The sequence below is a fragment of the Rossellomorea sp. RS05 genome, assembly GCF_039822645.1.
Taxonomy (GTDB): domain Bacteria; phylum Bacillota; class Bacilli; order Bacillales; family Bacillaceae_B; genus Rossellomorea; species Rossellomorea marisflavi_B.
The window spans coordinates 118,407-140,008 of sequence record NZ_JBDKWY010000003.1; the positions used below are offsets into that span (position 1 = coordinate 118,407).

The 21,602-nt window shown below is 46.8% G+C and carries 30 protein-coding genes; 3 read left to right on the top strand and 27 right to left on the bottom strand.

Annotation, left to right across the window (positions count from 1 at the left end; genetic code table 11):
- Positions 1–5: 5 nt before the first annotated feature.
- The 13 genes from ABJ225_RS10410 to ABJ225_RS10470 all read right to left on the bottom strand — a co-directional run bounded on the left by ABJ225_RS10410 (position 6) and on the right by ABJ225_RS10470 (position 9,910).
- Complete coding sequence (locus ABJ225_RS10410) at positions 6–428, bottom strand: hypothetical protein (RefSeq protein ID WP_347320027.1); 423 nt, start codon at positions 426–428, stop codon at positions 6–8.
- A complete protein-coding gene (locus tag ABJ225_RS10415; RefSeq protein WP_347320029.1) occupies positions 425–640 on the bottom strand; it encodes a hypothetical protein in 216 nt (71 codons plus the stop codon). The genes ABJ225_RS10410 and ABJ225_RS10415 overlap by 4 nt, the downstream gene beginning before the upstream one ends.
- A 119-nt stretch (positions 641–759) precedes the next feature.
- Positions 760–1,149, bottom strand: coding sequence for a hypothetical protein (locus tag ABJ225_RS10420; RefSeq protein WP_347320300.1), 390 nt, complete (start codon positions 1,147–1,149; stop codon positions 760–762).
- A gap of 145 nt (positions 1,150–1,294) precedes the next feature.
- Entirely contained in the window at positions 1,295–2,092 is a 798-nt protein-coding gene (locus ABJ225_RS10425; RefSeq protein WP_347320031.1) for a N4-gp56 family major capsid protein, read from the bottom strand.
- Between the two features lie 51 nt (positions 2,093–2,143).
- The gene (locus ABJ225_RS10430; RefSeq protein ID WP_347320033.1) at positions 2,144–2,743 is read right to left on the bottom strand and encodes a hypothetical protein; all 600 of its coding nucleotides are present in this window, start codon (positions 2,741–2,743) and stop codon (positions 2,144–2,146) included.
- A gap of 60 nt (positions 2,744–2,803) precedes the next feature.
- Positions 2,804–3,634: a phage minor capsid protein gene (locus ABJ225_RS10435; protein ID WP_347320035.1), complete on the bottom strand. Its 831-nt coding sequence runs from the start codon at positions 3,632–3,634 to the stop codon at positions 2,804–2,806.
- Positions 3,634–5,109, bottom strand: coding sequence for a phage portal protein (locus ABJ225_RS10440; protein WP_347320037.1), 1,476 nt, complete (start codon positions 5,107–5,109; stop codon positions 3,634–3,636). Before ABJ225_RS10440 ends, ABJ225_RS10435 begins: the two co-directional genes overlap by 1 nt.
- A gap of 15 nt (positions 5,110–5,124) precedes the next feature.
- A complete protein-coding gene (gene terL / locus ABJ225_RS10445; protein ID WP_347320039.1) occupies positions 5,125–6,819 on the bottom strand; it encodes a phage terminase large subunit in 1,695 nt (564 codons plus the stop codon).
- 450 nt (positions 6,820–7,269) lie between these two features.
- Entirely contained in the window at positions 7,270–7,536 is a 267-nt protein-coding gene (locus ABJ225_RS10450) for a hypothetical protein (RefSeq protein ID WP_347320041.1), read from the bottom strand.
- Between the two features lie 185 nt (positions 7,537–7,721).
- The gene (locus tag ABJ225_RS10455) at positions 7,722–8,279 is read right to left on the bottom strand and encodes a recombinase family protein (protein ID WP_347320043.1); all 558 of its coding nucleotides are present in this window, start codon (positions 8,277–8,279) and stop codon (positions 7,722–7,724) included.
- A 276-nt stretch (positions 8,280–8,555) separates the two neighbouring features.
- Positions 8,556–8,951 carry a phBC6A51 family helix-turn-helix protein gene (locus tag ABJ225_RS10460; protein WP_347320045.1) on the bottom strand — a complete coding sequence of 132 codons (396 nt, stop codon included), beginning with the start codon at positions 8,949–8,951 and terminating at the stop codon, positions 8,556–8,558.
- A gap of 244 nt (positions 8,952–9,195) precedes the next feature.
- Positions 9,196–9,690, bottom strand: coding sequence for a helix-turn-helix domain-containing protein (locus tag ABJ225_RS10465; RefSeq protein WP_347320047.1), 495 nt, complete (start codon positions 9,688–9,690; stop codon positions 9,196–9,198).
- 34 nt (positions 9,691–9,724) lie between these two features.
- Positions 9,725–9,910, bottom strand: coding sequence for a hypothetical protein (locus tag ABJ225_RS10470; RefSeq protein WP_347320049.1), 186 nt, complete (start codon positions 9,908–9,910; stop codon positions 9,725–9,727).
- 179 nt (positions 9,911–10,089) lie between these two features.
- Between ABJ225_RS10470 and ABJ225_RS10475 the strand changes: the two genes are divergently transcribed.
- Entirely contained in the window at positions 10,090–10,350 is a 261-nt protein-coding gene (locus ABJ225_RS10475) for a hypothetical protein (protein WP_347320051.1), read from the top strand.
- Positions 10,351–10,396: 46 nt separating this feature from the next.
- Here the strand turns inward: ABJ225_RS10475 and ABJ225_RS10480 are convergent, their stop codons facing one another.
- From ABJ225_RS10480 to ABJ225_RS10525, 10 genes are all read right to left on the bottom strand, one after another.
- Positions 10,397–11,305: a hypothetical protein gene (locus tag ABJ225_RS10480; RefSeq protein WP_347320053.1), complete on the bottom strand. Its 909-nt coding sequence runs from the start codon at positions 11,303–11,305 to the stop codon at positions 10,397–10,399.
- A gap of 205 nt (positions 11,306–11,510) precedes the next feature.
- Positions 11,511–12,740, bottom strand: coding sequence for a hypothetical protein (locus ABJ225_RS10485; RefSeq protein ID WP_347320055.1), 1,230 nt, complete (start codon positions 12,738–12,740; stop codon positions 11,511–11,513).
- A gap of 119 nt (positions 12,741–12,859) precedes the next feature.
- The gene (locus tag ABJ225_RS10490) at positions 12,860–13,066 is read right to left on the bottom strand and encodes a helix-turn-helix domain-containing protein (RefSeq protein WP_347320057.1); all 207 of its coding nucleotides are present in this window, start codon (positions 13,064–13,066) and stop codon (positions 12,860–12,862) included.
- Positions 13,067–13,453: 387 nt separating this feature from the next.
- Complete coding sequence (locus ABJ225_RS10495; RefSeq protein WP_347320059.1) at positions 13,454–14,374, bottom strand: tyrosine-type recombinase/integrase; 921 nt, start codon at positions 14,372–14,374, stop codon at positions 13,454–13,456.
- Positions 14,375–14,414: 40 nt separating this feature from the next.
- A complete protein-coding gene (locus ABJ225_RS10500; RefSeq protein WP_347320061.1) occupies positions 14,415–14,681 on the bottom strand; it encodes a hypothetical protein in 267 nt (88 codons plus the stop codon).
- A gap of 5 nt (positions 14,682–14,686) precedes the next feature.
- Positions 14,687–14,965, bottom strand: a complete 279-nt coding sequence (locus tag ABJ225_RS10505) for a hypothetical protein (protein WP_347320063.1) — start codon at positions 14,963–14,965, stop codon at positions 14,687–14,689.
- Positions 14,966–15,041: 76 nt separating this feature from the next.
- A complete protein-coding gene (locus tag ABJ225_RS10510; protein ID WP_309516363.1) occupies positions 15,042–15,179 on the bottom strand; it encodes a hypothetical protein in 138 nt (45 codons plus the stop codon).
- A 23-nt stretch (positions 15,180–15,202) separates the two neighbouring features.
- Positions 15,203–16,351 carry an AimR family lysis-lysogeny pheromone receptor gene (locus tag ABJ225_RS10515; RefSeq protein ID WP_347320065.1) on the bottom strand — a complete coding sequence of 383 codons (1,149 nt, stop codon included), beginning with the start codon at positions 16,349–16,351 and terminating at the stop codon, positions 15,203–15,205.
- A 173-nt stretch (positions 16,352–16,524) separates the two neighbouring features.
- On the bottom strand, positions 16,525–16,824 hold the full coding sequence (locus tag ABJ225_RS10520) for a hypothetical protein (RefSeq protein ID WP_347320067.1): 300 nt from the start codon (positions 16,822–16,824) through the stop codon (positions 16,525–16,527).
- The gene (locus ABJ225_RS10525; RefSeq protein ID WP_347320069.1) at positions 16,821–17,063 is read right to left on the bottom strand and encodes a hypothetical protein; all 243 of its coding nucleotides are present in this window, start codon (positions 17,061–17,063) and stop codon (positions 16,821–16,823) included. Before ABJ225_RS10525 ends, ABJ225_RS10520 begins: the two co-directional genes overlap by 4 nt.
- Before the next feature lie 332 nt (positions 17,064–17,395).
- Between ABJ225_RS10525 and ABJ225_RS10530 the strand changes: the two genes are divergently transcribed.
- Positions 17,396–17,650, top strand: a complete 255-nt coding sequence (locus ABJ225_RS10530) for a helix-turn-helix domain-containing protein (protein ID WP_309516358.1) — start codon at positions 17,396–17,398, stop codon at positions 17,648–17,650.
- Positions 17,651–17,687: 37 nt separating this feature from the next.
- On the opposite strand, the gene ABJ225_RS10535 is transcribed toward ABJ225_RS10530, so the two are convergent.
- Entirely contained in the window at positions 17,688–18,263 is a 576-nt protein-coding gene (locus tag ABJ225_RS10535) for a replication-relaxation family protein (protein WP_347320071.1), read from the bottom strand.
- 43 nt (positions 18,264–18,306) lie between these two features.
- Positions 18,307–19,566, bottom strand: a complete 1,260-nt coding sequence (locus tag ABJ225_RS10540) for an FtsK/SpoIIIE domain-containing protein (RefSeq protein WP_347320073.1) — start codon at positions 19,564–19,566, stop codon at positions 18,307–18,309.
- Between the two features lie 365 nt (positions 19,567–19,931).
- On the opposite strand from ABJ225_RS10540, the gene ABJ225_RS10545 reads away from it, so the two are divergent.
- Positions 19,932–20,162, top strand: coding sequence for a helix-turn-helix transcriptional regulator (locus ABJ225_RS10545; RefSeq protein WP_347320075.1), 231 nt, complete (start codon positions 19,932–19,934; stop codon positions 20,160–20,162).
- Between the two features lie 59 nt (positions 20,163–20,221).
- Here the strand turns inward: ABJ225_RS10545 and ABJ225_RS10550 are convergent, their stop codons facing one another.
- Positions 20,222–20,479, bottom strand: a complete 258-nt coding sequence (locus ABJ225_RS10550) for a hypothetical protein (protein ID WP_347320077.1) — start codon at positions 20,477–20,479, stop codon at positions 20,222–20,224.
- A gap of 49 nt (positions 20,480–20,528) precedes the next feature.
- Positions 20,529–21,314, bottom strand: coding sequence for a hypothetical protein (locus ABJ225_RS10555; protein ID WP_347320079.1), 786 nt, complete (start codon positions 21,312–21,314; stop codon positions 20,529–20,531).
- Between the last annotated feature and the right edge of the window lie 288 nt (positions 21,315–21,602).

The following is a 21,602-nucleotide window of genomic DNA, read 5'->3' on the forward strand; positions in this document are numbered from 1 at the left end:
CGCTATCACAACCCTTTCGCCAAGGCTTTCGCCCACCAGTTTACGTATTTGTTCGCCTCGCCTTTTAAGGGGCGCTCGAGGTACTTGTTGCCGACGGAGTAACCCGCCATTCCTGTCGCCTTGCTCGACGCAGGGCCGAGATTGTAGTCCATTTCATGCGTCCAGTAAGCGTAGTTGAATCGGCCGTTGCCGTCCTTGTTTACCGCGCTGAAAGTTACTTGGCCTTCAATAGCACCGCGTTTTACGGTCGTCTTAGACTTAGCCGAGCCTCCAAGAGCTCCGTATTCAATTGGCGCAATGTTCGAGGCTATCTTGGCAAGGTCCATGACGGAATCCTCCACAATCGCTTTACCAACGCCGGTGACGTTGCGGTCGGCTTTGTCTAGCTTTTCGAAAAAGTCCGAGGCGTCAAATTCGAAATCACTCACACGAACACCTCCGTCAATATGGGCTTGCCGGCAATGTTACGCTGTACGTTGATTTCCTTTGGCTTACGACGCATGGTTTCGCCTAGCTCGTTCGTGAAGGAGATTTCGTCCTCATACTTGATGGCGACCAGTCCGTCGAGCAAAATGCGGGCATCTGCGACAATGACTTCGCCGTCACGCGTGAGGCCGCCGACCCTCGACTTAACGGACATTGTGCCCTCGTCGATCCGGCAACGGTGATCTGTGACGCTAGGCTCCGTGGGCCAGCCCCATTCGTCCGTGCCTCCGCCTGACTTTACCGTGATTGTTTGACGCATTGGGATGACTGGCATTAGCGCACCGACCTTCCGACACGTCGAGTGCCAAGTTTTATTCCGCCGTTGGCCTGGCCGATTAGATCAAGCGACCGCTGCGGAATAAAAGCGACTAGCTCGCGAGACTGCGTGTCTTTGAAATTGAAAGACGCCACCCCCGTAATCGAGAATGACGCCACTCCTTGGTTGTTAAGCCGGTTCGTATCGTTGTACGCTGACGCCAGCACAGCCGCGAATTCATAGACGGCATTTTCCGGAATCACATACTTTGGGTACTTCGACGAAAACGTCTGACTCGCCACGTTTAAGATACGTTGCTTTTTCGCAGGATCAGCGTCTTGCCAATCCTCGATGTCTATTACATTCTGTTCGATAAAGCTGTCAGCGTTAGAAATTGAAAACACCATGACGTTCACCTCAGGATTTATTTCGCGGAGGATTTACGCGCCTTGGGTTTCGGCTTCTTCTCCGCTTTATTTGATTCGTCGGGCTTTTGAGGCTCCGACTTTTGCTTATAATGCCTTCTCAACATCATCGAATCACCTCGTTCTGTTATTCAGATACCTTGATTTTAACTACGCCTGCTTCATTGTACAGGTTTACTGTGTAGTATTGGTTTCCTGCCATTACGACTGTACGGGTAAGAATGTCTCCGTCTTTATTGACGTTTACTCCTCGTTTAAGGACGATTTCAACCGCTCCCTGCTTTTGGATATATGCTTCTCCTTCAGGTAGCCTTTTTGATTTAACAATGTCCCTAACCCCGACAAGTTCTGAAACCTGAGCTTTAGTAAGGGCTGTTTGCGCAACCTCTCCTCCTGCACTGAATAGTGACTTAACTAGCTTTGTATAATCTTTGTTGTTAATGAAAAGGATGTAATCTTCTTCGTCCTCATCATCCAAAACTCCAACGGCATCTAAGATACTATTGGCTGAAGTAGCTTCTCCGTTAAAGGACAAGAGGGTAGATCCTAGCGCTGATAGATAATCAATTTCAACCTTATCTGCGAGTGATTTCAGAATTTGACCTTCAGCCTCTTCCACAGTGCCATTAAGATTAGTGAGAATTGCCTTTTCACTTACTTCAACCGCTCTACCAGCTTCTTTTACAGTTACTTGCGTAGTTGTCATGCTTAGCTTGGCAGGGTCCATCGGTACGCCTTCTTCAAGATCTTCAGCCGCTCCGATGTATGCATATTTAGGGCGCGTGATTGTATCACCTGGCTGTCCAACAAGCGTGTCATCAAGACGAGCGAAAGGTGCGAAGCGAATTGCTTTTGGAAGTTTTGCGGAGATTGCGTCAGCCATTACCTCGGGATTTACTAGATCTGATGCTTTTGTTTGTGCCATTTAGAACACTCCTTATTTTTAGGTTTTAAAATAAAAACAGATAGTAAGTAACTACCTGCTTAATTTTTGATATAAATCTGGATTTTCGCTGTATAACTTTACCTTGTCTGCGTAACTCATTTTCTCGAATGATTCTTTAGAGATTCCTTGATACTCGTTTCCGTTAGTCTGTTCGCCAACCGGTTTCGGTGCTGCCTTTCTAAACAGTCCCTTACTTTCGGCTTTGTTCACCCATTCGAGCTTTCCTTCGGGCGACAGGTTATCCGGAATCAAATCGTGAAACTCTTCGGGAATTATTGCGATACGTGATTCGAGTAACTTTCCGACAACTGCTTCTAATTCTGCGTTACGTGCCTGTGCCGACTCAAACTGCGATTTAAACTCTCCGAACTCTTTCGAGGTAGCTTCGTACAACGACTTGAATTCGCCAGCCTCTTCTTGTGCCTTACGCTCGTCGTCTTGACGTTGCTTTGTCAGCGACTCAAGTTGGGCTTGCGTTTCCTTATAGCGTTGATTCACTTCGTCAAAGCGCGACTTCGGAATCATGTGCTCGGCTCGTTCTTGTTCTGCGGATTTGGTTTCCGTGTTTTCCACCGCGTCCGGTGCTTCTTCCGCAAAGAATTGAAGATTTAAAGGTAGTAAGTTTGTCATTTCGTTTCCCCCTCGTTTTTATCGTGATCGACACGGATTGGAGTTGCGTCTTTTAATGACTTACGCCAGGTCGGGACGTCTGATCGGCGATACGTGATGCCGGCATCGTGGATGGAATATCTCGCGCCGGGGTAGGTCGCCAATATACGGATAAGGTCCGGGAGCGTCCGGCACGAACTTTACAACCTTGCCTTCCCAATTACGGCAGGCGTCAGTTGCGCCATGCGAGCTAATAACTCCGTAAAGCGCCCCACGATCTATCGCGTCGTTTCTGGCTGCCTCTCGGTACGTCGTGTGTAGCTTCGTTCGCGTAACCATGTCCGCATAGTCGGTCGGCTTCCACCGTCTGTTGCTTGCGTCTATGATGCCGGTGCTTATTGAGTCGCCCAACTGCCGGCGCGCCTCCGCAAGAAAGTCACGCCGAATAGACCGGACGCCGTTAACGCCTTGTGCCATGTTTACACGCATGACATCCGCCATTGCTTGACGGATAGCGTTACGGGTTTTCCGGTCGATGTTCTGCGTCACCTGCAAGAGGTCGGCCTGTGTATCGGCAATTGCAAGCTCGATAAGCGACTTGTTCAATTCGTTGAACTTTACTAACTTCATTGCTTCCGAGAAGGTTTCAGCGACTCCCAGCGAAACGATTGAACGGGCCACACCTTCTTGCGCCGCCTTTGGAAATGTCGTGCTGGCCCACGCTGTGATGTTTACGTCAAGGTCTTTCAGTATCTCGCGAATTTGGGCTTGAACAACCAATGCGTTAGCTCTCCGGAAGTCTGAGAGGTCCATGCGCATTAGTTCCGTATCAATCTCGGCCATCGCTCGTCTAAAGTACCGCACTAGAGTCGCAACGTCTTTTTCATATACCGGCGCTGGAATTCGGTTCATTACTCATCGCCCTCAATATCGTTAAATACCGAAGGACTAACGAACTGATCCGCCTGTTCCTCGGCCTTGATTCGCTCAAGTTCCAGCTTCGCCTGTTCCTCACTAAGTCCAAGCGTTTCCATAACGGCGCTGAGTTGAGACTGAATTGGCTTGCTACCGGTTCTTAGTTGAGCAATTTGCGCCTTCTCCATGTCGTCCTCTGGAAGGCCGTCTTTGAACTTGATGATCGGCACGGTAACTTCATACGGTAACTTTGTACCGGCTTTTTCGTGCTCAAGTAATTGTGCGATGAACAAAACGCGTTTCAGACCTTTGTCGTAGTACTGACGCTTTCTATTAATCTTCGCAAGTAACGTGTTCATGCGATATTTAATAGCCAACGCAGACGAACCTGACGTCCCACTGTCCGTTTTACCGAGCGCAACCGGAGGTAGTTCCGATACGATGAACAATTGCTCCATCAGTAACTCCAACTCTTTAAAGGCAGCGTCAAGTTGACCGTTCCATGTGATATATTGCGGTAGAACATCGGACTTATCTGCTGCCTCAAATATCTTGTCTCTGCCGGCATGGAATATCGGATCGCCGTTCTCATCTTCTCCGAGTGAACCTTGCGGCACGACCATCGCAGGATCAGAATGTTTGTCGAGAATTTCAGCGATACGGCTAAGACGGTTATCAATCTCGGCAAAAATGGATTCGTTCTCGCTCAAGTCGTCGATACCTTGCCAACAGTCATCCGTTGAGTAGTTCGGTATGTGGACGACTAACGGGAATGGTACGCCTGTCTCAACAACCGTTTCTTTTTCCGTGATAGGTAGCTCTTTCTCGACTTTCCACTCAACTACCGCATTTTCATAATGCGAATGGCCAAACGGTGATATACGGTACTTTGAATATCGGATTTCTCCGGGATAATGCGATTCAACATTCAGCACCCATTCCTGGTCGCCTGTTCCTTCGATAACAGAGGGAACCGCAATATGGTAAGCAAAGACTGAGGTATCATCACCGGGCAACGTTTCAGGAAAAACATACTCGGCTTTCTGCGCCTCAACAAAAACGCGATATGGGTCGACTGATTCCGGTAGTTTTCCGCCGAAACGTTGGCCGTATCGCACTTTGTAAAATGAGTCGCCTCGATATGCGTTCGAAAGCGCCGACTCGTAATTTGTGATATTCAATTCGTTTTCCTCAACGATGCGTTCAAGCGCTTTTTGCTCCTCGGACTGGTCGTCTTTCCCAGCGCTGAAGATCGGTGTTTCACCGAACAAAAAGTCGGCCGATTTCTTAGCGATTGTTCCCGCCAAGTTGGATGCGATAAAGACAGCCAGGCGCCGTTCGCTCGGTAGCTTGTAGCTGTTAAATACTGCGTAATGATTGCCTAAGAATAATTGCTTGTTCTTGCGATAACGTTGAATGCGGTCCTTGTGACCTTCGGGCGGAAAATAGCCGCCGGTTTCTATAAATGCCAATTAAAATACCTCCTGTTATAGCCCTGGCGGCTTATTTACGTAGGACTTTCTGCGATTGGTACCGAGCATCGATACAACGCCAGAGCATGCGTCTGGAAGATCATCATGCTGGCCTGATGGGAACTGCTCGAGCTGTTCAAGCAAAAGGCTTTGCCCCTTCTTAAAACGCAAAAAACCCGTCTCACACAACGGTTCAAGCGCCTCAATTCGTTTCTCTTTGTTAGCGCCTTGGTGTGCGATGGGTTTTAGTTTTGTTCCATATATACGTTCTTTCATCAGCCTGTCGCGTAACTGACGGTGCATATCGTGGCCGACTCCAATTGTTTCTACTGCGAAAATCTTGTGGCCGTATTCTCGAATCTTCTCGACCGCCATGTCGAGCGCCTTATGCGCCGGGCACTTCTTCGCCCATGCGTCGATCACATACATAACGCCCGTTCTGCGATCTCGACCAAGGGTCACTATAGCGTTGTAATCCGATCGCGACGACTTGCCGGCAGCGACGTCCCAAAATGCGTAATACTCTAAGGGTAGCCTGCGTCCGTCACTATCGATTAAATCCGACTCGTCAAAATAACGGAAGGTGTCGGGGGTAAAGATCATCGACTCTTCATCGCGCGGCTCGTTCTGATACTCCGTGTTAAATGCCTTCGATCCGTTCGACCATTTCCAAGTCATCAGCTTCCAAATCGGCTGCACTTCCGGCCACAAGACGACAGCGCCTTGATTCATTTCCGCCTTGTTAGCTTCGTAGAATTCCCGCGCCATAGTTTCACGTTGATTCACCGGTATCTGGGCGCTCTGATAAATCTCCTGACATTCGCCCCAAAGGTCCATGCGTTCAGGTAGTTCAATCAGCGCTTTATATTTATGCGATTTGAAGTCAGCACGGTTAAGTAAGAGCTCGTTAAGCAAGCTCGCCTCATGTACGACAGTTCCCATCACAATAAACGCCGTCTTTTCTCCCTTGGCGTCCCCAAGTGGCATAACTGTTTGCGCAAACCAGTCTCTCAGTTTCTCCCGCTGTTCTTTCGTGGCTGCGTTTGTCTTAATATCTTCGAGGTCATCCCCAATTACCAAATCCGGACGTACGCCATTCCAGTTCCTGCCCCTCAGCGCTTGGCCGGTAGATGCAGCCTGAACCATTGTAAGTGTGCGAGGCGACCCGTCTGCCTCTGGTTCATAAGCCACAAACGTTTCCGAATTGTCCTTGGGATTCATCTGCTGTTTAGGCGATAGCAACGGCCCATAGTCTGCACGTAGCTTCGCGTTAGTTTTAAGCTGCCCCGATAGCCATTCGAGGTTTGGCCCGGACACCGACGGCGTCTCCGAAATGATAATGATATATTTACGTTTGCGAAAAACTGTCTCGCGAAGGGGCGCTGCCTTGCTTAAGTACGAGCTTTTTCCGTGCGACCTGGGCGCTGCCCGCGCAATCTTGGCGTTCTTATTGACGTTCGAGACCTCGTCGATTGAGGCGCATATTTCCTTGTGGAAGTTGGCGGCATCGTTAACGCTGTCGAGCTCAAACGCGTCCCAATTGCCAGGGTTGCCGGGGTTATGCGATTCGCTGAAATACTCAAGCGCAAAGTAAAGCAGATCGGTTTCGCTACGGTGTATGCGTTCGAGTCTTTCAAGCTCCGTGAGTATATCGTCCAGTTCCTCGTACTCGTCCGACGATAGCGTGCCGGCTTCGGCCAGCTCGGCCATTTGCTGCGCTAGTTCACGTGTTGATTCGATTAATGCTTCGCGTTCCGGCCGGCTAAGCCAGCGTGAGTTTACCCATGCGATGACGATCGCCTCCCTTCCGTGTGGTTTGTATGTAGCGCCCGAGTGGCCCGTTAGGCATTCGGCTTCAGACTGCGGCAATGTTCCGTGACAGTCTTGCGATTAATAGCTCGATAAAGGACCCAACGTCGGTAAGAGCGTTCACGGTCGGCTGGCAAGGCGTTACGTGCTTCGTCGTTGAGACGTTTGACTGTGCGTGAGTATTTCTGTAGACAATCGCATGACAATGGCGGTCAGCTCCTTCGTTAAAGTTAGCGCCCGAGTGGCCGGCGTCCTGGCGCTTAGGCATTGCGTCAGGCATTCGTCCTTACGAGCGCACAAAAAAGACACCCCTGCGAAGGAGTGCCTTATGTATTGCGTTATTTTGTTCTGTTATTTTGTTCTGTTATTTTCTACTGTGTCGATTCCGTAAGATTGAATGCTTACGTATGCCTCATATATCCGTCTTTCCATCCCAGCAATCTCTACTTGGAATCTGATTAGACCCTTGTCGTCTAGATATTTATAAGCTAAGAACCGTTCATCATCTTCCTTTACCTCTCGCAAAACGTTCTTGGGTTCGCCTTTATTTGCGAAATGGTAATCGTAGAGCTCTACCAGTAACTGCTCACGCAATGCTTGTCGTTCTGTTGCGATCATAGTACCACCTCCTTTATACCCAATACATTCGGCATAACTGGTGACGAATCCTTTAAATGGAAACCCAAAATTTATTTTTATATCGCAGATTTTTTCTGCGTTAGATGCCCGGAATTCGGAGGCCCGCCCCCTTGGGCACCCCCTTTTCGCATGCAGATTTCGGCGATTTATGTCGACTTGTTCTCCTAGATGTTTTTCCGCTTATTAATCGCACGATAAAGAGTTGCTTTGCTGACTTCAGTCATTTCAACGATTTCAGGAACAGAGTATTGATTGCTATCGTAAAGCTTCAGCGCTCTTTCCACGTCCTTCTTCGCCTTGGCTGGACGACCACCTACTCGACCTCTGGCGCGTGCTGCCTGTAGGCCTGCCTGTGTGCGCTCGACTATGATATCCCGTTCAAGCTCTGCTATAGAGGCCATTGTGCGGAAGAAGAAGCGCCCTACTGGCGTTGTAGTGTCGATACCATCAACGATGGATACGAAGTCTACACCGTCACGTTCAAAGCCTGCGGTCAGTTCCAGTAGCTTGAAGGTGGAGCGTCCTAGCCGGTCGAGCTTGTATACCACCAGGATATCACCGGACCTTAGCGCGTCCAGGCACTTCTGTAATTCCGGTCGGTCGTCTTTCCTACCGCTCATCTTCTCGGTGTATATGCGCTCACACCCTGCCTTTTGTAATGCATCCACCTGTAAGTCCAGCGACTGATCCTGCGTACTGACACGAGCATACCCGATTTTCATCATAACCGCCTCCGTTTCATTCGTTGTGGATATCGTACCATTAACGATACGTTTTAGCAACTATGAAATGAAACTATCTTTTGAAACGGGTTTTTATCGGCAACCTTAACAAATCGCGTCAAACCAACGTTGTTTCACTAATAATCGTTTTTGGAACGGTTCTCTTGAAAAAATCGGGAGGGCCTCGCGTCAGTAGGGCGCAGTAAGTGTTTAGCGCCAAATCTACACGTAATCACACACGCCAGTCCACGTTCCTTCTATAATATTACCGCCACATCATTCGTCTGTGGATTCGCTCCTCTTACGGAACTCTGCCAGCCTCGCCTTGATTGCGTCAATGTCCTTGCTCTCCTCAGCGTTGTGCGACACCTCCACGCGATCCGTCAGCATGTCATTAGCCTGCAACAACGTCTTGAATAGCGCTGCGTTACCGTCCTTGATAATATGAGCCGGAATGGCTGCGAATATCTCCGGTAACCTGTCGGCCGATGCACGCACGATCTCGCGCTTGTACTCACGCTGAAACAGTTCGTCACGGCGCCAGTTGTAAAGCGTGTTGACGTGGATGCCCAGCTCTTCGGCGATTTCTTCGTACGTCTTGCCTCCGCGCTTAGGCAGGGCAAGCATGGCGATTGCGGCATAGTGGTCGGGGCCAAGTTGCTTTAATGTCATCGTTAATCCTCCTTTTGCTACGGGTAAAAATTAACCGTAGGGTTGTCTTTTATCTGGTATTCTCTTTTTCTCTTTTGCGATTCAATAATATATAAACAAGAACGCCAGCGAATGTACTTCATGAGCTGGATTAGTATATTTATTTAGGTAGATTTATTTAAGTAAATTTATATAACGGGTAAAAATTAACCGTAGCTACGGGTAGAATTTAACCGTATATACAGGTAAAAATTAACCGTAGGAATTACAACCACTCAGTATCGCAATCATCTTCGGCACGTTTCGGCTGACTTTCCGTAGCCTTCCATCCAGCCCAGCGACTCTTATCCGACTGTTCCTCAGCGTCAATCTTCCGCAGTTTCTCAACCGCCTGATCACGTACTTCCGGAAACTTGCGGTAAAACTCATCGATGGTCCTGACCGGCTGTTTAACGAGGTATACGTTATTCTTGCGCCCATTCACGTCCGCTTTCTTCGGCTGCAACAGGTCGAGTTGTGTTAGCGTTTTGATTTGTGTCTTCACACTCGCTACGGAAATTCCGCTGTCTCGCGCCAAGTCATAGTGAGTCGGAAACGCATAACCGTATTGATCGTTCCAGTAGTCGAAAATCAACTCGTAAATCAAGCGAGTGTTGCCGTTAAATTTCGGGTGTTTCGTATAGATTCGCTTCAAGCTGTTTAGGCCTGGCGAGTAATATTCGTTAATTTCGTATGGATACTTCTTCGCTTCGTTTTTCATTTCGCATCATTCCCCTTCGCTTATGGTTATCCGCTTATTTACTTGCTTTTTGCGTCTTATATGCCTGTAGACCGGCTTCTAGTTCCTCAGTACGTTCAAATAAGGAAAATGAACGACCGCTTGTCGGATTCACTGCCGTAGTAATGGCTTCGATTCTTCGCTCGTTCGCAAGAAAACGGGCCATGCGGTTGCTGTAGACGAACATGAAACGCTCTTTCATTTCGCATCAATTCCTTTTCGATTAATTTTCGAGGGGACGGCGCTCGGGCTAACGTATATGCCTGCGACTCGTATTCCTCCCCTCATTGCCTACTAGGAGGGATATTATTAATTTTTTCATCTAGCCCCTTTAATTTCATAGATAGGTTGAAATAGAATGTATGCAAGGAGGTGATTATTTTGGCAATAGATGGTATCGGTGGTGTCGGAGGGCACAAAAACTTCGGGGAATTCAAACCTAAGCCCAAAGTAGAGAAGCTTGACTCCACTAAATTTGAAACTTTCTTGAATTTGGATAACAAAAAAGAAAGAGATATCCAGCCCTCAGCAAAAACGACTGAGATGGCCGGAAGTCATGCTGCTATGCAAAAACTCGAAGAGAGAGAAAAATTTTTAAGGTATATCGAAGAAATAAACAAACTAGACAAAGATACAGATTAATCCTAAGATTCAAGACTGAAAACTGCCTATTTTATAGGTGGTTTTTTCATTTTCGGAGCTGACACAAGTCAAGCGAATCCAACCCGCCATCCGCCTCGATCTCCCCAACCGTCAGCCTCGGGTTGCGGAAGCACCAGTCGTAGAAATCGCGATACTCGTCCACTGTCAGGCCGCATTGATCCGCAAGAAAAGTAATGAGGCGGTTGAACCTCGTCTTGTCGATGTCTGAACGCCCCTTAGCCCACTCGAACAAGTTCGTGGCGCTCTTCGAATTGTTAAGCGTTCCTTCTAACGGATAGCAGTTCCATTCGACTGTTCCTCCGTGGCCGATTGCGATAGGGATTGCGTGTTCCAGGTGAATGTTTTCCGTTGCCCCTGTCAGCGCGCACGCGTGGCCGAAGTGATCGAGCGCCAGTTCCCACGCTTCCGGGCTAAGGTCGCCGGGCAATGCCGCCTCTTTCGCACGCCTATTGTGACCGTAGGTTTTATAGCGTTCGGGGTCCTTCGCCATAGCTACCTTCATGAGCTTACCCTGGCATTTCTTGCATGAAGTCGATAGTTTGTCCTGTGATCCACGCACAACGTAGTAGGCATCGGCGTCTTTCCATTCGTCACACGTCGGGCATTTCTTTCGTACACACACTCCGTCTGCATAAACACGTTCTGCCTTTGCCTTGATCGGACGCTTCTTGTTGCCGTACACGTCCTCTCCCCTGCGATTCGCTTCGTGACGTAACTTCTCGCAGGTCTTGCAGTAGGAGCGCTTCTTAGCGAAACCCTTGCTACATTTCGCGAACTTATCGACCGGTAGCATTGAGCCACAAAGACCTCCGCACCTTTTACCAACAACCTCTCCGTCGCTGCTTACTACGTGTTCAACCTTGCGTGTCTGAGGCACAAGCGTTAAAGCCTCGCCTTGCTCCGTGAACCATTCGCCTTGCTTTTCGATTAACATATTTTCCGCCTCCTGAAATTTGAAAAGTCCGGTTGAAGTTTTCGGCCAACAAAAAAAAGGCCCACCGGTATGCCCGGCAGGCCTTGTAAATTCGCTGTTCATATAAAATTGGGAAGATTGCGTCATTTCCAAAGAAAAAACTATGGACTATGCGTCTGAGGTAGAAGTCTTTTTGTTGTGCGTCGATGCTTCGTAGTTTGTCTCATTAGCTCTCCTCCTTATTTATTGCGTTTCTCATCCCGTATGTGTCCAGTTTGACGATCTTATAGGAACTCGCCTTTACCGGCTGAATTGTACGAAGATACTCCCCGTCAATGCTGAATACGTGGCATGGCTGAGGTCCAGCGAACTCTTTGTATCTCTCTTTTCTTATCGCATTCGTCTCCTTCGCCTCTTCGTCCGGCATGATTGGCGCGCTTGGCTCGTACGCTTCTAGCTCCGCCTTCATTCGTTCAACGTGCATTTCAATAGCTTCGCAGATGTCGTACAAAAACCGTGCATCGAGTTCATTCGCATCCCCTTTAAGGTAGGACACGTACGCCTGGGTCGCCTTTCTGTCGCCGGCCAAAGCTTCGTAGCCTATTTCCACCGCATCCTCATCGCCAGCTATCCACGCCGAAAGGGTAGCGTTCTGGCCGGCAAGATCATCATCGACCTCTGCTAGCGCTAAAAATTCCCGATACTTTGCGATTTCGCCCAACAGATAAGTTTCACGGCGAGATATGCCGTCTCTCTTCCACGCAGCCATTGTTTTTTGAAATATTCTAGCTTTCATATTCGAAAGGTTAGTACGTGACATGCCGACCAGTTCCTCGAAATCGCATTCTTCTATATAGTCACTATCTTTTGCAGAATCAACGGACATACTGTCGATGAAACGGTTTTGCCTCTTCGTTAAGAAATCGTGACGGTTGGCACGGAACCAAGCGAGAAACGGATTGGCAACGTAGTCGGCCTGACTGGCAAACAAGGATTCCGTCACACTGTCTCCAACGGTTGCAACTTCGCCGCCTTCTTCGTCATAAACCGGTGCGTCGAGCGATTCAAAGTCAATATTTACGTAAACACTGCCGCCCGTTTCGGGATCGTACATCCTCTTCGTATTCGGGTTAATGATTGGCGGTAGCTCGTGTTCGAGTTTGGTCACGACCGTTTTGATCAGGCGGTTGAGATTCAGTTTATCGCTACCGTCAGCCATCGCGTCCCAACTTGCGCCCTCAACTAAGTGGAAACCGTTGATTGTCTCCCAGGCAAATGTCGCTGCCGTGTTGACGAGTTCATATTCCGAGAAAGTGTTCGCCTTGCCCATTGCGTTAATGATGCCGTACACGGCCTTCTTGATTTTAGGATGCTTCGGCTTAAGCGAGAACTCCATGCTTCCGTAGTTGGTTTCGAACAATACTTCCTGCAATAGTTTCGTTTGTGCTTCGTTCATGTGATTCGCCCCTTTTTATGATTTTTGGATTTAACGGTTGCATTCCGGTGAATTTTTTCGTATAATAATGCCAACGGGATATCTCTGTACTTTTTTAGGTACAAACGCAGAAAAAAAAATTAAGCGATTAGAAGCTTGATAACCGCCAACTTTTCCGGTGTAACGTTGAGCTCACGCAGGAGTCTACGCTCCATCTGCTCCGTGATGGTCCGTTCACCCTGCTCCATCTTCGCAATCAACGACTGGCTGACGCCTAGCTTTAACGCCAAATTGTGCTGATTGTAACCCTCGAGTTTACGGATTGTCGCAAACAACTTCCCATTCATAAGATCGCCCCTCCCTTTTCCGTGCGGGATTCCTCCCCTTCTATTACATATTAGGCAAGCTATTAGTCATATTTCTATCACACCCTTCCCCAAAGAGTATTTGATTTCCAAATAATTACTCGACCTCCTTATTAAGTGATACATCCAAAATGTCTTTCTTTCACACTTTTTCAAAAATTTTTTTTTAAAACTAAATACCTCCTACTCTATAAAACGATTCGGAACTACATACTGTCGCAATTAAATAGAAATTCCCTTCAATTTATAATAGTCTTCTGCAGGCACTTTCGAAGAAATTTTATTTTGTTCCCCTAAAATAAAATATGCCCTCCAGATTCAATCCGCACGAAAAGCCCGCCACGTTCAAAAATGCAACAGGCCTCTTTATTAAAAATCAAATTTATTTAGGGGATTGAATTTGTCATTTTGATCCTTTAAATGAGTACCCCACATGTTCACGTATTTTTCCGTCATCTGAAGCGTCTCATGTCTAAGCATCCGTTGCACCGTGATTGTGTCCATTCCGCCTTTTACAACGTAAGAAGCGAAGGTGTGACGTAGGGTGTGCGCCGAGAGCCGAACGTCCGTCCAGCCGAAATGCTTCTTCAAACGCTTGAAAATTGTACCGATGGACTCAGCACGTATGGCCTGACCTTTAGCCGAACAAAACACGTATTCGCTAACATCTCCTTCGAAAAACTCTTCGCAATATTGACGGAACCGCACCAATTCATCGCACATCTTCGAGACAAGTGGCACACCTGCTTCCCTGCGCTTCTTACCGCACACGGTAATCATTCCGTTCTCCAAGTCTATGTCTCTCCACCGCAAGTTAGCGATTTCACCTCGGCGGGCTCCGGAGGAAAGGAGAATAAGAACTATCACTCTATTACGGTAGGCATGATACGGCTTGTTCCGCGATTCTTTCTCGAAATACCGGAGTATCTGATGCAGATGATCCTCGGTAAATATCTCAACCCGCGTGTCAACCTTTCCGTACGAGACGTTTCTGAACGGCTTTTTCGATTCATCATATAGCTCCTCGTTGATTAAATAGTTCACGAACGCCTTCACAATCCGCAGCTTCAAGTTAATCGTATTCGGCGCGTTACCGAGCTCGTTGCGACAATACAGTAGGAACCCTTTGACGGCCGGCCGGTCGATGTCGGCGATTTCAAGTAGTTCGGAAGCCTGACAATAGTCCGTGAAATTCCGCAACACTCGGCGGTAGGTCGTGCGTGTGTAAGGCGATAGGTTTTTGAGTTCGCATTCTTCCAGGAAATCATTTACGGCAAATTTAACGATCATTTCGTCATTCTCCTCTCAAAATAAAAAGCCCGCCGCACGATTATTCGTGTGACTGGCCGCTTGCAAATTCGCTCAAAGCTTCGTATTTAGTTTCGTCTTGACGGTACGCGTCAGCCAACTCCAGCAGGCGGTCAAATTTTGCGCTACCTTCTGGCGTTTCAGTGTCGAGATTAAGTTCGGCGAACAATTCCGACTCTCGTTGGTGCAGGATCTCGTCAGCGCGGTCATGGTCCGGCTGAGTGGCGCCACGGCTGGCGAGGTCGTCTGCGTAAAATTTGGCGTCTAGGAAGCGATCGAGGAAGGTCATAGCTCTTACTCCCATTCTTTAGTACGCGGATTGTATATCTTGTCCCCTCTGGATGCGATTAAATCGATTAGTTCAGCACGTTGCTGTTCATCTAACATGTGATTACTAGATAGCCAATCTTTAGTAATTCTGTACATACCTTTGACCCTTAATTCTATCTTATTATTAGATCCAAACGATTCGGGATTTATTTCTACAGAACCATTCCTATGTATACTGTAGTGAGGTTTATCAGCATACCTATGAGTTCCCAATTCTAACCCAGTCCAATATTGTGATTTCATTACAATCCCTCCCATGTAATATATTCCAATTATAACACGAAAAAGGCCCCGTAAGACCCCTCTCGCGTAAATTTTATTACTTCCCTCCGCTGCCCCCCGTGCCCGGATCGAGAATGACCTTTTGAGGTCCCTTCTCCGCGGCGCTTACACTGGCACCGGTTGCTCCTGCGAATAAAATTGATGCGATGATGATTGATTTGATTAGTTTTTTCATAGTCTTTAGTCCCCTTTGGTTTTTTATTTTTTTCTTAGAAGGCTGGCTACACCGCAAAACTGCGGAAGATTTTGTAGCGCTTTAAACGGTAACTCCGCGTAGAAAGCGTCACCTCCCTTCATGAACAAGATAAGCGACTCCATCAAAACGGCCGGATCATTTGCCGCCAAGCCCTTATAGAATCGCGTAAACGGCGAATCGGGATTAAGCGTCGAAATAACCTCGAGGGCTTCGGAAGACAAACCGTTCTTTGCGTAATAGAAGGCTCGGTTGGAGTCGTCCTTCAACTCGGCGGGATCTTTCGCCTTACCCCATAACACGGACGCAAACTCTAGCTCGTTCGCCTCGACGGCATCAGCGACTTCCTCTCTGCCAGTAGCTCGGTAAATGGCAATTGCTTTCCGGAAAAACATCGCGGTCATGTCGTAGCTTGAGAACATGTACGACGTTGCCATGCGGCAATATGCGCCGGCACGATAGATCGTATTGTCCAGGACGTCCGAGTTGATCACTTTCTCGCATAATGCACGCGATTCTTCTGGCCGATTGAAGTTGAACAATAGCGATATGGCCTTCATATCGTTGATTCGCAGCATATATAGGTCGCGCAGGTCGGCACTGTGGACGTGTTCAAGCATTTCTTCAGCAACCGATAGGCAATCCCGCATTAACTCAAGGTGGCGCATGTCTGAGTGATAATAGACGCGTAGCATTTGGCGAAGGAACCGACCTTCTGGCGTGCGTGCTTTAAGGGCGTCAATCTGCATTATGAAATCCGTCGGTATGCCCACTTGGATTTGTTGTCGCTCGATCAGCAGTGCGTATGTATCGCAGAGGTCCGCCAACAACTTACTGCTCGAGTCTTGCTGGCGCATCGTCCTGATCTTTTCCTCGGCTGCTTCAAACAGGCGATTGGCGGACAAGTATTCCATCGCAAAGCAAAGATTCGTTGGTCCGTGTACATGCTGTGACCATTCTGCGATAATTTCATGATAATTTTCCGGGTGAAGAATCCTAGCGACTGTGAACAGTGCGGGAAAGTTTAGTTCAGTACCCCGTCTGAATTTCGAGAGTGCCGATTCCGATACTCCGACTTCTCCGGCGATTTGCTTCCACGTAAGTTTCTCAGGTAATTGATCCATTGAATTCTCAACCAGTCTTGCGAGTTTCATTCCAATCCCCTCCGTTTTGTGATGCGGTACCACCAACCGATACTCGTCCCAACGCAGCATGGTTGCCGCCCTGCCACGCTCGAATAAGTGCCGATTGGTGTTAAGCTCTTACGCTCAAGCACCTGCCTAAAGTGCTCGAGCTTGTCCGAAAACTAATCTTATTGAGTTACGTGCTATGCGTTAAATCCAATTTCCGCAAGATCAGTCAAGCTCATTGCCGTAAGCTTCTTCAAATTCACTGAGTTCATGTCGATGGTCAAGATTATGGAAAAGTGGCTGATCGATTCATCATTTTCATAAAAATCCACTTTCTTCTCCCCGCTCAATGACCTAGGAAACTTCCTGAATACGACTTCATCATCAACTATCTCGGCGACAACATTCGGTTTTACTAGCAAAGCCTCTCCAATTGAGGTATGGCCTTCTTCATAAAAATAATGAACAGTAATTTCGTGAGGACGGAAATTTTTCATACGATCACCCTATCTCCAAAGATGTCAGCCCCGAAGTGAGATTCTGCCTCAACGCGTTGGATTTCTTTGCAACCTAGTCTTGTTCTCGGGCTTACGTTCGGAAACATTTTGCAAAAATCCGCAGGATTTAAAGTGACATAGCGCTCGGTGCCGGCCAGGTAAACATTGAACCACCCAACGATTGTTTTCACGAAGCTGACTTGGACCGTTTCGATATCATTCGTGCGATTAATTTTCATTTTGATTTCCTCCTCTTAGTCGTTTGTTCATAGCGATTTTGTATCGGTGTAGCCTTTCGCCACGACGGAAATATCTATCGCCTTGTGTTGCAGGATTCTTCTTTGACCATTCCGCGACCTTTTTGACGTAGTAACTTATTCTTCGGATGCTACCGGTCAATAAAACTCCCCCTTTTCGCAAACAAGAATTATTTGTTCATCAACTTGTACTTATCATATAACTTTAAGAAATGTCTGTCAACATTAATTGAATAAAAAGTTCAACTTTTAAAACTTTCAATTTGTCTTTGTGATATAATCATCTTATAAACCGAACATGGAGGTGTTTTATAATGGCTGTTACAAAGAAGAGAAAGTTTCCGATAAGTATCGTTCCTTCATATAAACCAATGGAGATCACTCTAATAAGAAGAGACAAAAAGAAAAGCAATTTACGAAACGATCTAGGTCTTTCCCCTGCGACCCTGGCAAAAATGTCCAACGGTGAGTATGTAGCGTTAGACATCATAGGTCTAATTTGCGAGTACCTAGATTGCAATATTGAGGACGTAGTCACATTTGTACATAAAGAAGGCACCTCCGAATAATACGGAAGTGCTTTTTTTAATTTCAATTTTCCCCATGCTATCCAATGCGTATCTGTATTCCGGAGCCTACCGGTGCAGGCGGTGTCTTCTTGAGCGATTGTAGAAAAGTTGTAAAAGACTGCGCCTGGAATAATTTGAACGGGTAAGCATCGTCTAGGGCATAACGTTGTTCAGCGAGTATCAAGACGTGCGGTTTAGGGGCCGCCAATATGTCCGAGTTATATAGGTCGACATATCGATCCATCTTATCAGTCATCTGTTTTTGCGAATACACTGTGTTTTGCACTTCGATAAAGAAAGGCGTGGACCGGAATCGGCAGAATATGTCGGGCTCTACTGCTCCTTTTTTGCCGTACTTCTGTTCGACGCGAAATACCTCCAACGGCCCCAACTCCCGCATCTCCTTAAACACTTCGAGAATCGCAAGGAAATGGCCGATCTTCTGCGAGTTCTTCTTTATCTTCGACTCCTCGGCAAAGTACACGTAAGGGCTAAAGGCCGTTGACCTCTGAACCCTACCGTCTCTGAGCAACCGCAGCAGTACGTTGTTTGCCGAGTAAGTCGGATTCTTAAGCCCTGCAAAATGAATCTCCGCTATGCTGTCACGATCCATTACACGAAACCTTTTCAAATCTGCAATAATCGCTTTATCACGTTTAGTTAAAGACATCGTTAAACACGTCCTTTTCCGTTAGTTCCGGCACTGGCTCCGGCTTTACTTCCTTTGCTTGCTTCGCTACCATGTATGACGACAATAACTCTCGGGCTCTCTCTAACTTCAAATAAGGCGCTTGCAGCTCGTAAAGTTTATCGCTATTCATTATGAATCGACCGGATGTTTCTAGCTCATCGGCTCCTGGCGTATTGACGATGCGAGCCTCGATTTTGTCCCGCAGTTTGAAGCCCATACTCACCGTTAGATTCGCCCTGATTGTTGTATCGAGAACCTTTGCGTTAGGTCGTTGCATTGACAAAATGGCGAAGACTCCGAGCGTCCGGCCAATGGCGACCAGCTCCGTCAGAACGTCCATGATATAGTCGTCTTTCCTCAGCATGACAAATTCGTCAATGCAGACCACAATGTAGGGGCGCCGGTGCTCGGGCGGTAGTTCATCAACATGACTCACTTCGAATGTTTCCGTCAGATCGCTCCGTTCGTCCAACTCCTTCTTTATATGGCGCAACATCTTCTGAATGTCCTTGGCGCTACTTAGAACGCACTGCACGTGCTCTACTTTGCGAAAAATGTGAAACTCCGACTTCTTACAGTCTCCCAGGTACAACTCGAGCTCTGACGGCTTTTTCGTTTTAATGAGCGTCGTCAGGATCGACCTGAGCTGCGTCGATTTGCCCGATCCGGTTTCCCCTGCGATAAGAATATGTGGTTGCTTCAGCAGGTCAAACGATACATAGCGCCCCTGCCGGTCTTTGCCTGCGATAATAGGAAGCTTGTGACGGCAGATGTGATTCGCGATATCCTTGAAGTTATACGGAAGCTCAGCCGGCATCGATCCACTGTAAGCCGTGAGAGTGAATCGCTTATAGTCACCCTCGAGTTCAATCGACCGGCCAAAGTATTGTTGGAATACGTAGAAGTGTTTCTGAAGCAGTTTTGGGTCAAGCCCGTTTGGTAACGTGAAAGTAAGTTGCGTGGATAGGTCGGTTAAGTCGACCGAGTGGATCTTCGGAAGGATTAGGCGCCGGGTACCGTCGCTCATTTCATACGTTAGATGGATTCCGCCAGACTTAAAGGTATCGATCAGCTTCTTGCGGAGTTTCATTTTCGCCCACCAATTCACCACAACCACCTCAAGATAGCGTTCGTCTCTATAAAATAGATACCGGTTGCTAACGCTGCGATTGGAAGCAGTATCTTGACCACCGTTCCCAGGGTGTGAAATCCGTAATCCTCGCACGTCTTGTCTAGTAACGCCGTGGCTAGTATCGTCCCGCCTGCGATTAAAACTGTCGATGAAAACATATCCTTCTCCCCTTCCTCCCCTCGCGCTCCCCACCTTCCCCGTCACTCGCTTCTCTCGTTCTTAACAAGTTTCGGTTTTATTGTCTCAATAGGGCTTGCAAGGGTATTACTTAACTAGGCGATAACAGTTGATAGAATGCCGTGTCACTTCCGGCTCTCTTTAGCTTTCATGGTGTAGGTTATGCAGCGCGGATTGTCCAACTTTACTTGTCCGTTGTGAAAACTTTCCCAGCAGGCTTGTATATTTTTCTCAATACTCGTCCAAAATGATAGTAAATTAAGGAGAAGGAGAGATTGGATATGTTCGGATTATTCGGAGGAAAGCCGCGCACAAAGCTCGGGAAATTTTTAGATGCGAGGGGAATTTCGCAGGAATGGCTCGTTAAGGAGTCGAAGGTTAGTCGCAATACAATCAGCCAAATATCGAGCAACAGAGATTATTCGCCAACTCTGCCGACAATTAAGAAAATCATGAACGCAATAAAGAAGGTGGATCCAGGCGCAAGGCCAGACGACTTCTTTGATACGTAAGATGGCGACAATTCATCTGAACATAAAAAAATCCCCGCCAGGTGGGCGAGGTAAAGTCGTTAAAAATTCGATTGATCAAGCGTAGCCTGGCGTCGTTTCTTTGCAATGTCGCGTTCGTTTTCGTGTTCGTCCGGAATAATGTTATCGTAAATACGTGCTACAAGTACGGCAATTAAACCGAACAGTGACCCCAACAGAAGTACGCCTAGCGAGTATGCCCATTTCATAACGAGTAATTCTATATTCAGTATATATACCGACGTAACTACTGCAAAACCAATCGTAAATATTCCGATCCATTTTAACCAAGTACTCATTTTACCTACCACCCCTATATCCGGATCAATTTAAGCTACAATTAGGTTATCAACGTTCGCCCTTACTTGTTTTTTCTTCGGTTGATTTATTAACTGGCTCGTCAGGAAGAGATAAGAAATCTTGAGCACTTTCAATAGGGAAATATTCCCTTACAGGCTCAGGAATAAATTTGTGTGCAACTTCTAACATTGCTCTAGTTATAAGCTTAGGATTATTCTGGCCCCAAATGTAAGCTCTGGTGTAAAAAGATAATAACCAATTCTTCTTATCAAGGTGTTTTGTTTGATTTTTAAGTATAGCGAAATCTTTCCTCAGTGCTTCTAACTCTTTTTGAAGTGATTTATTTTCTTCGGATTGTTCAGTCAATCCTCTAGACAATTCCTTCTCTAGCTCATCTAGTCTACTACGCAACTCCGAGGATTCAGCATCACTAAATGGCTCTGTAATTTCTCCCGACATCCCCTTTAATTTTTCCTCTAATTCACGCAAGCTATCTTGCACTTTAATAATTTTTCTAAATTCAGGCAATTCGTTTTGCGATTCAGTTATCCTTTCAGTCCAGTCTCCAATCAAATCAAAAAATTCGTACAAGTTTAACGACTTTTCTTCTTTAACAGTAATCTCCCCTGGGTGTACCGTACACTCAAATTCATCTTCATCTGGGAGGTACTCTGTTTTAAAAGATAAATCTGTATTATATTTATAAACAATTTTGAGATGTATGTGATTGTTAATACGGCTCTCATTCTGCGTTACTATAAAATCATAAGCATAATGATTTTTACTTTCTTCGAGTTTATTGTATATTTTTTTTATAAATAAATCATTTAGCAAAATCTTTATTTCCCCCTTTAAAAATTGTGTTCACTCCCTTTCAATATAATACCATTTTAAAAATAATTTTACAGGTCAAATTGATTTTTTATTTCTCACTTAGGTTTAAACATCACGATATTTGCAAACCTTGTTGTGACTGATAATGAACACGACTTTATTCGCACAAAAACGGACAAAAGTACGACTTTATTCGCACACTTTTCGAAGTGGCAAAATACCGACCAAATCGTATGTATGCTCGCGAATGCTCCGTTTTACTGCCGTGGTTGTGTCGTGAAAATGACG

What these genes read in the sequence shown, in the direction of transcription:
- ABJ225_RS10415 (WP_347320029.1), bottom strand. Translation starts at nt 640, where the DNA reads ATGTCCGTTAAGTCGAGGGTCGGCGGCCTCACGCGTGACGGCGAAGTC.
- ABJ225_RS10420 (WP_347320300.1), bottom strand. Translation starts at nt 1,149, where the DNA reads ATGGTGTTTTCAATTTCTAACGCTGACAGCTTTATCGAACAGAATGTA.
- ABJ225_RS10425 (WP_347320031.1), bottom strand. Translation starts at nt 2,092, where the DNA reads ATGGCACAAACAAAAGCATCAGATCTAGTAAATCCCGAGGTAATGGCT.
- ABJ225_RS10430 (WP_347320033.1), bottom strand. Translation starts at nt 2,743, where the DNA reads ATGACAAACTTACTACCTTTAAATCTTCAATTCTTTGCGGAAGAAGCA.
- ABJ225_RS10435 (WP_347320035.1), bottom strand. Translation starts at nt 3,634, where the DNA reads ATGAACCGAATTCCAGCGCCGGTATATGAAAAAGACGTTGCGACTCTA.
- terL (WP_347320039.1), bottom strand. Translation starts at nt 6,819, where the DNA reads ATGGCCGAGCTGGCCGAAGCCGGCACGCTATCGTCGGACGAGTACGAG.
- ABJ225_RS10450 (WP_347320041.1), bottom strand. Translation starts at nt 7,536, where the DNA reads ATGATCGCAACAGAACGACAAGCATTGCGTGAGCAGTTACTGGTAGAG.
- ABJ225_RS10455 (WP_347320043.1), bottom strand. Translation starts at nt 8,279, where the DNA reads ATGAAAATCGGGTATGCTCGTGTCAGTACGCAGGATCAGTCGCTGGAC.
- ABJ225_RS10460 (WP_347320045.1), bottom strand. Translation starts at nt 8,951, where the DNA reads ATGACATTAAAGCAACTTGGCCCCGACCACTATGCCGCAATCGCCATG.
- ABJ225_RS10465 (WP_347320047.1), bottom strand. Translation starts at nt 9,690, where the DNA reads ATGAAAAACGAAGCGAAGAAGTATCCATACGAAATTAACGAATATTAC.
- ABJ225_RS10470 (WP_347320049.1), bottom strand. Translation starts at nt 9,910, where the DNA reads ATGAAAGAGCGTTTCATGTTCGTCTACAGCAACCGCATGGCCCGTTTT.
- ABJ225_RS10480 (WP_347320053.1), bottom strand. Translation starts at nt 11,305, where the DNA reads ATGTTAATCGAAAAGCAAGGCGAATGGTTCACGGAGCAAGGCGAGGCT.
- ABJ225_RS10485 (WP_347320055.1), bottom strand. Translation starts at nt 12,740, where the DNA reads ATGAACGAAGCACAAACGAAACTATTGCAGGAAGTATTGTTCGAAACC.
- ABJ225_RS10490 (WP_347320057.1), bottom strand. Translation starts at nt 13,066, where the DNA reads ATGAATGGGAAGTTGTTTGCGACAATCCGTAAACTCGAGGGTTACAAT.
- ABJ225_RS10495 (WP_347320059.1), bottom strand. Translation starts at nt 14,374, where the DNA reads ATGATCGTTAAATTTGCCGTAAATGATTTCCTGGAAGAATGCGAACTC.
- ABJ225_RS10500 (WP_347320061.1), bottom strand. Translation starts at nt 14,681, where the DNA reads ATGACCTTCCTCGATCGCTTCCTAGACGCCAAATTTTACGCAGACGAC.
- ABJ225_RS10505 (WP_347320063.1), bottom strand. Translation starts at nt 14,965, where the DNA reads ATGAAATCACAATATTGGACTGGGTTAGAATTGGGAACTCATAGGTAT.
- ABJ225_RS10510 (WP_309516363.1), bottom strand. Translation starts at nt 15,179, where the DNA reads ATGAAAAAACTAATCAAATCAATCATCATCGCATCAATTTTATTCGCA.
- ABJ225_RS10515 (WP_347320065.1), bottom strand. Translation starts at nt 16,351, where the DNA reads ATGAAACTCGCAAGACTGGTTGAGAATTCAATGGATCAATTACCTGAG.
- ABJ225_RS10520 (WP_347320067.1), bottom strand. Translation starts at nt 16,824, where the DNA reads ATGAAAAATTTCCGTCCTCACGAAATTACTGTTCATTATTTTTATGAA.
- ABJ225_RS10525 (WP_347320069.1), bottom strand. Translation starts at nt 17,063, where the DNA reads ATGAAAATTAATCGCACGAATGATATCGAAACGGTCCAAGTCAGCTTC.
- ABJ225_RS10530 (WP_309516358.1), top strand. Translation starts at nt 17,396, where the DNA reads ATGGCTGTTACAAAGAAGAGAAAGTTTCCGATAAGTATCGTTCCTTCA.
- ABJ225_RS10535 (WP_347320071.1), bottom strand. Translation starts at nt 18,263, where the DNA reads ATGGATCGTGACAGCATAGCGGAGATTCATTTTGCAGGGCTTAAGAAT.
- ABJ225_RS10545 (WP_347320075.1), top strand. Translation starts at nt 19,932, where the DNA reads ATGTTCGGATTATTCGGAGGAAAGCCGCGCACAAAGCTCGGGAAATTT.
- ABJ225_RS10550 (WP_347320077.1), bottom strand. Translation starts at nt 20,479, where the DNA reads ATGAGTACTTGGTTAAAATGGATCGGAATATTTACGATTGGTTTTGCA.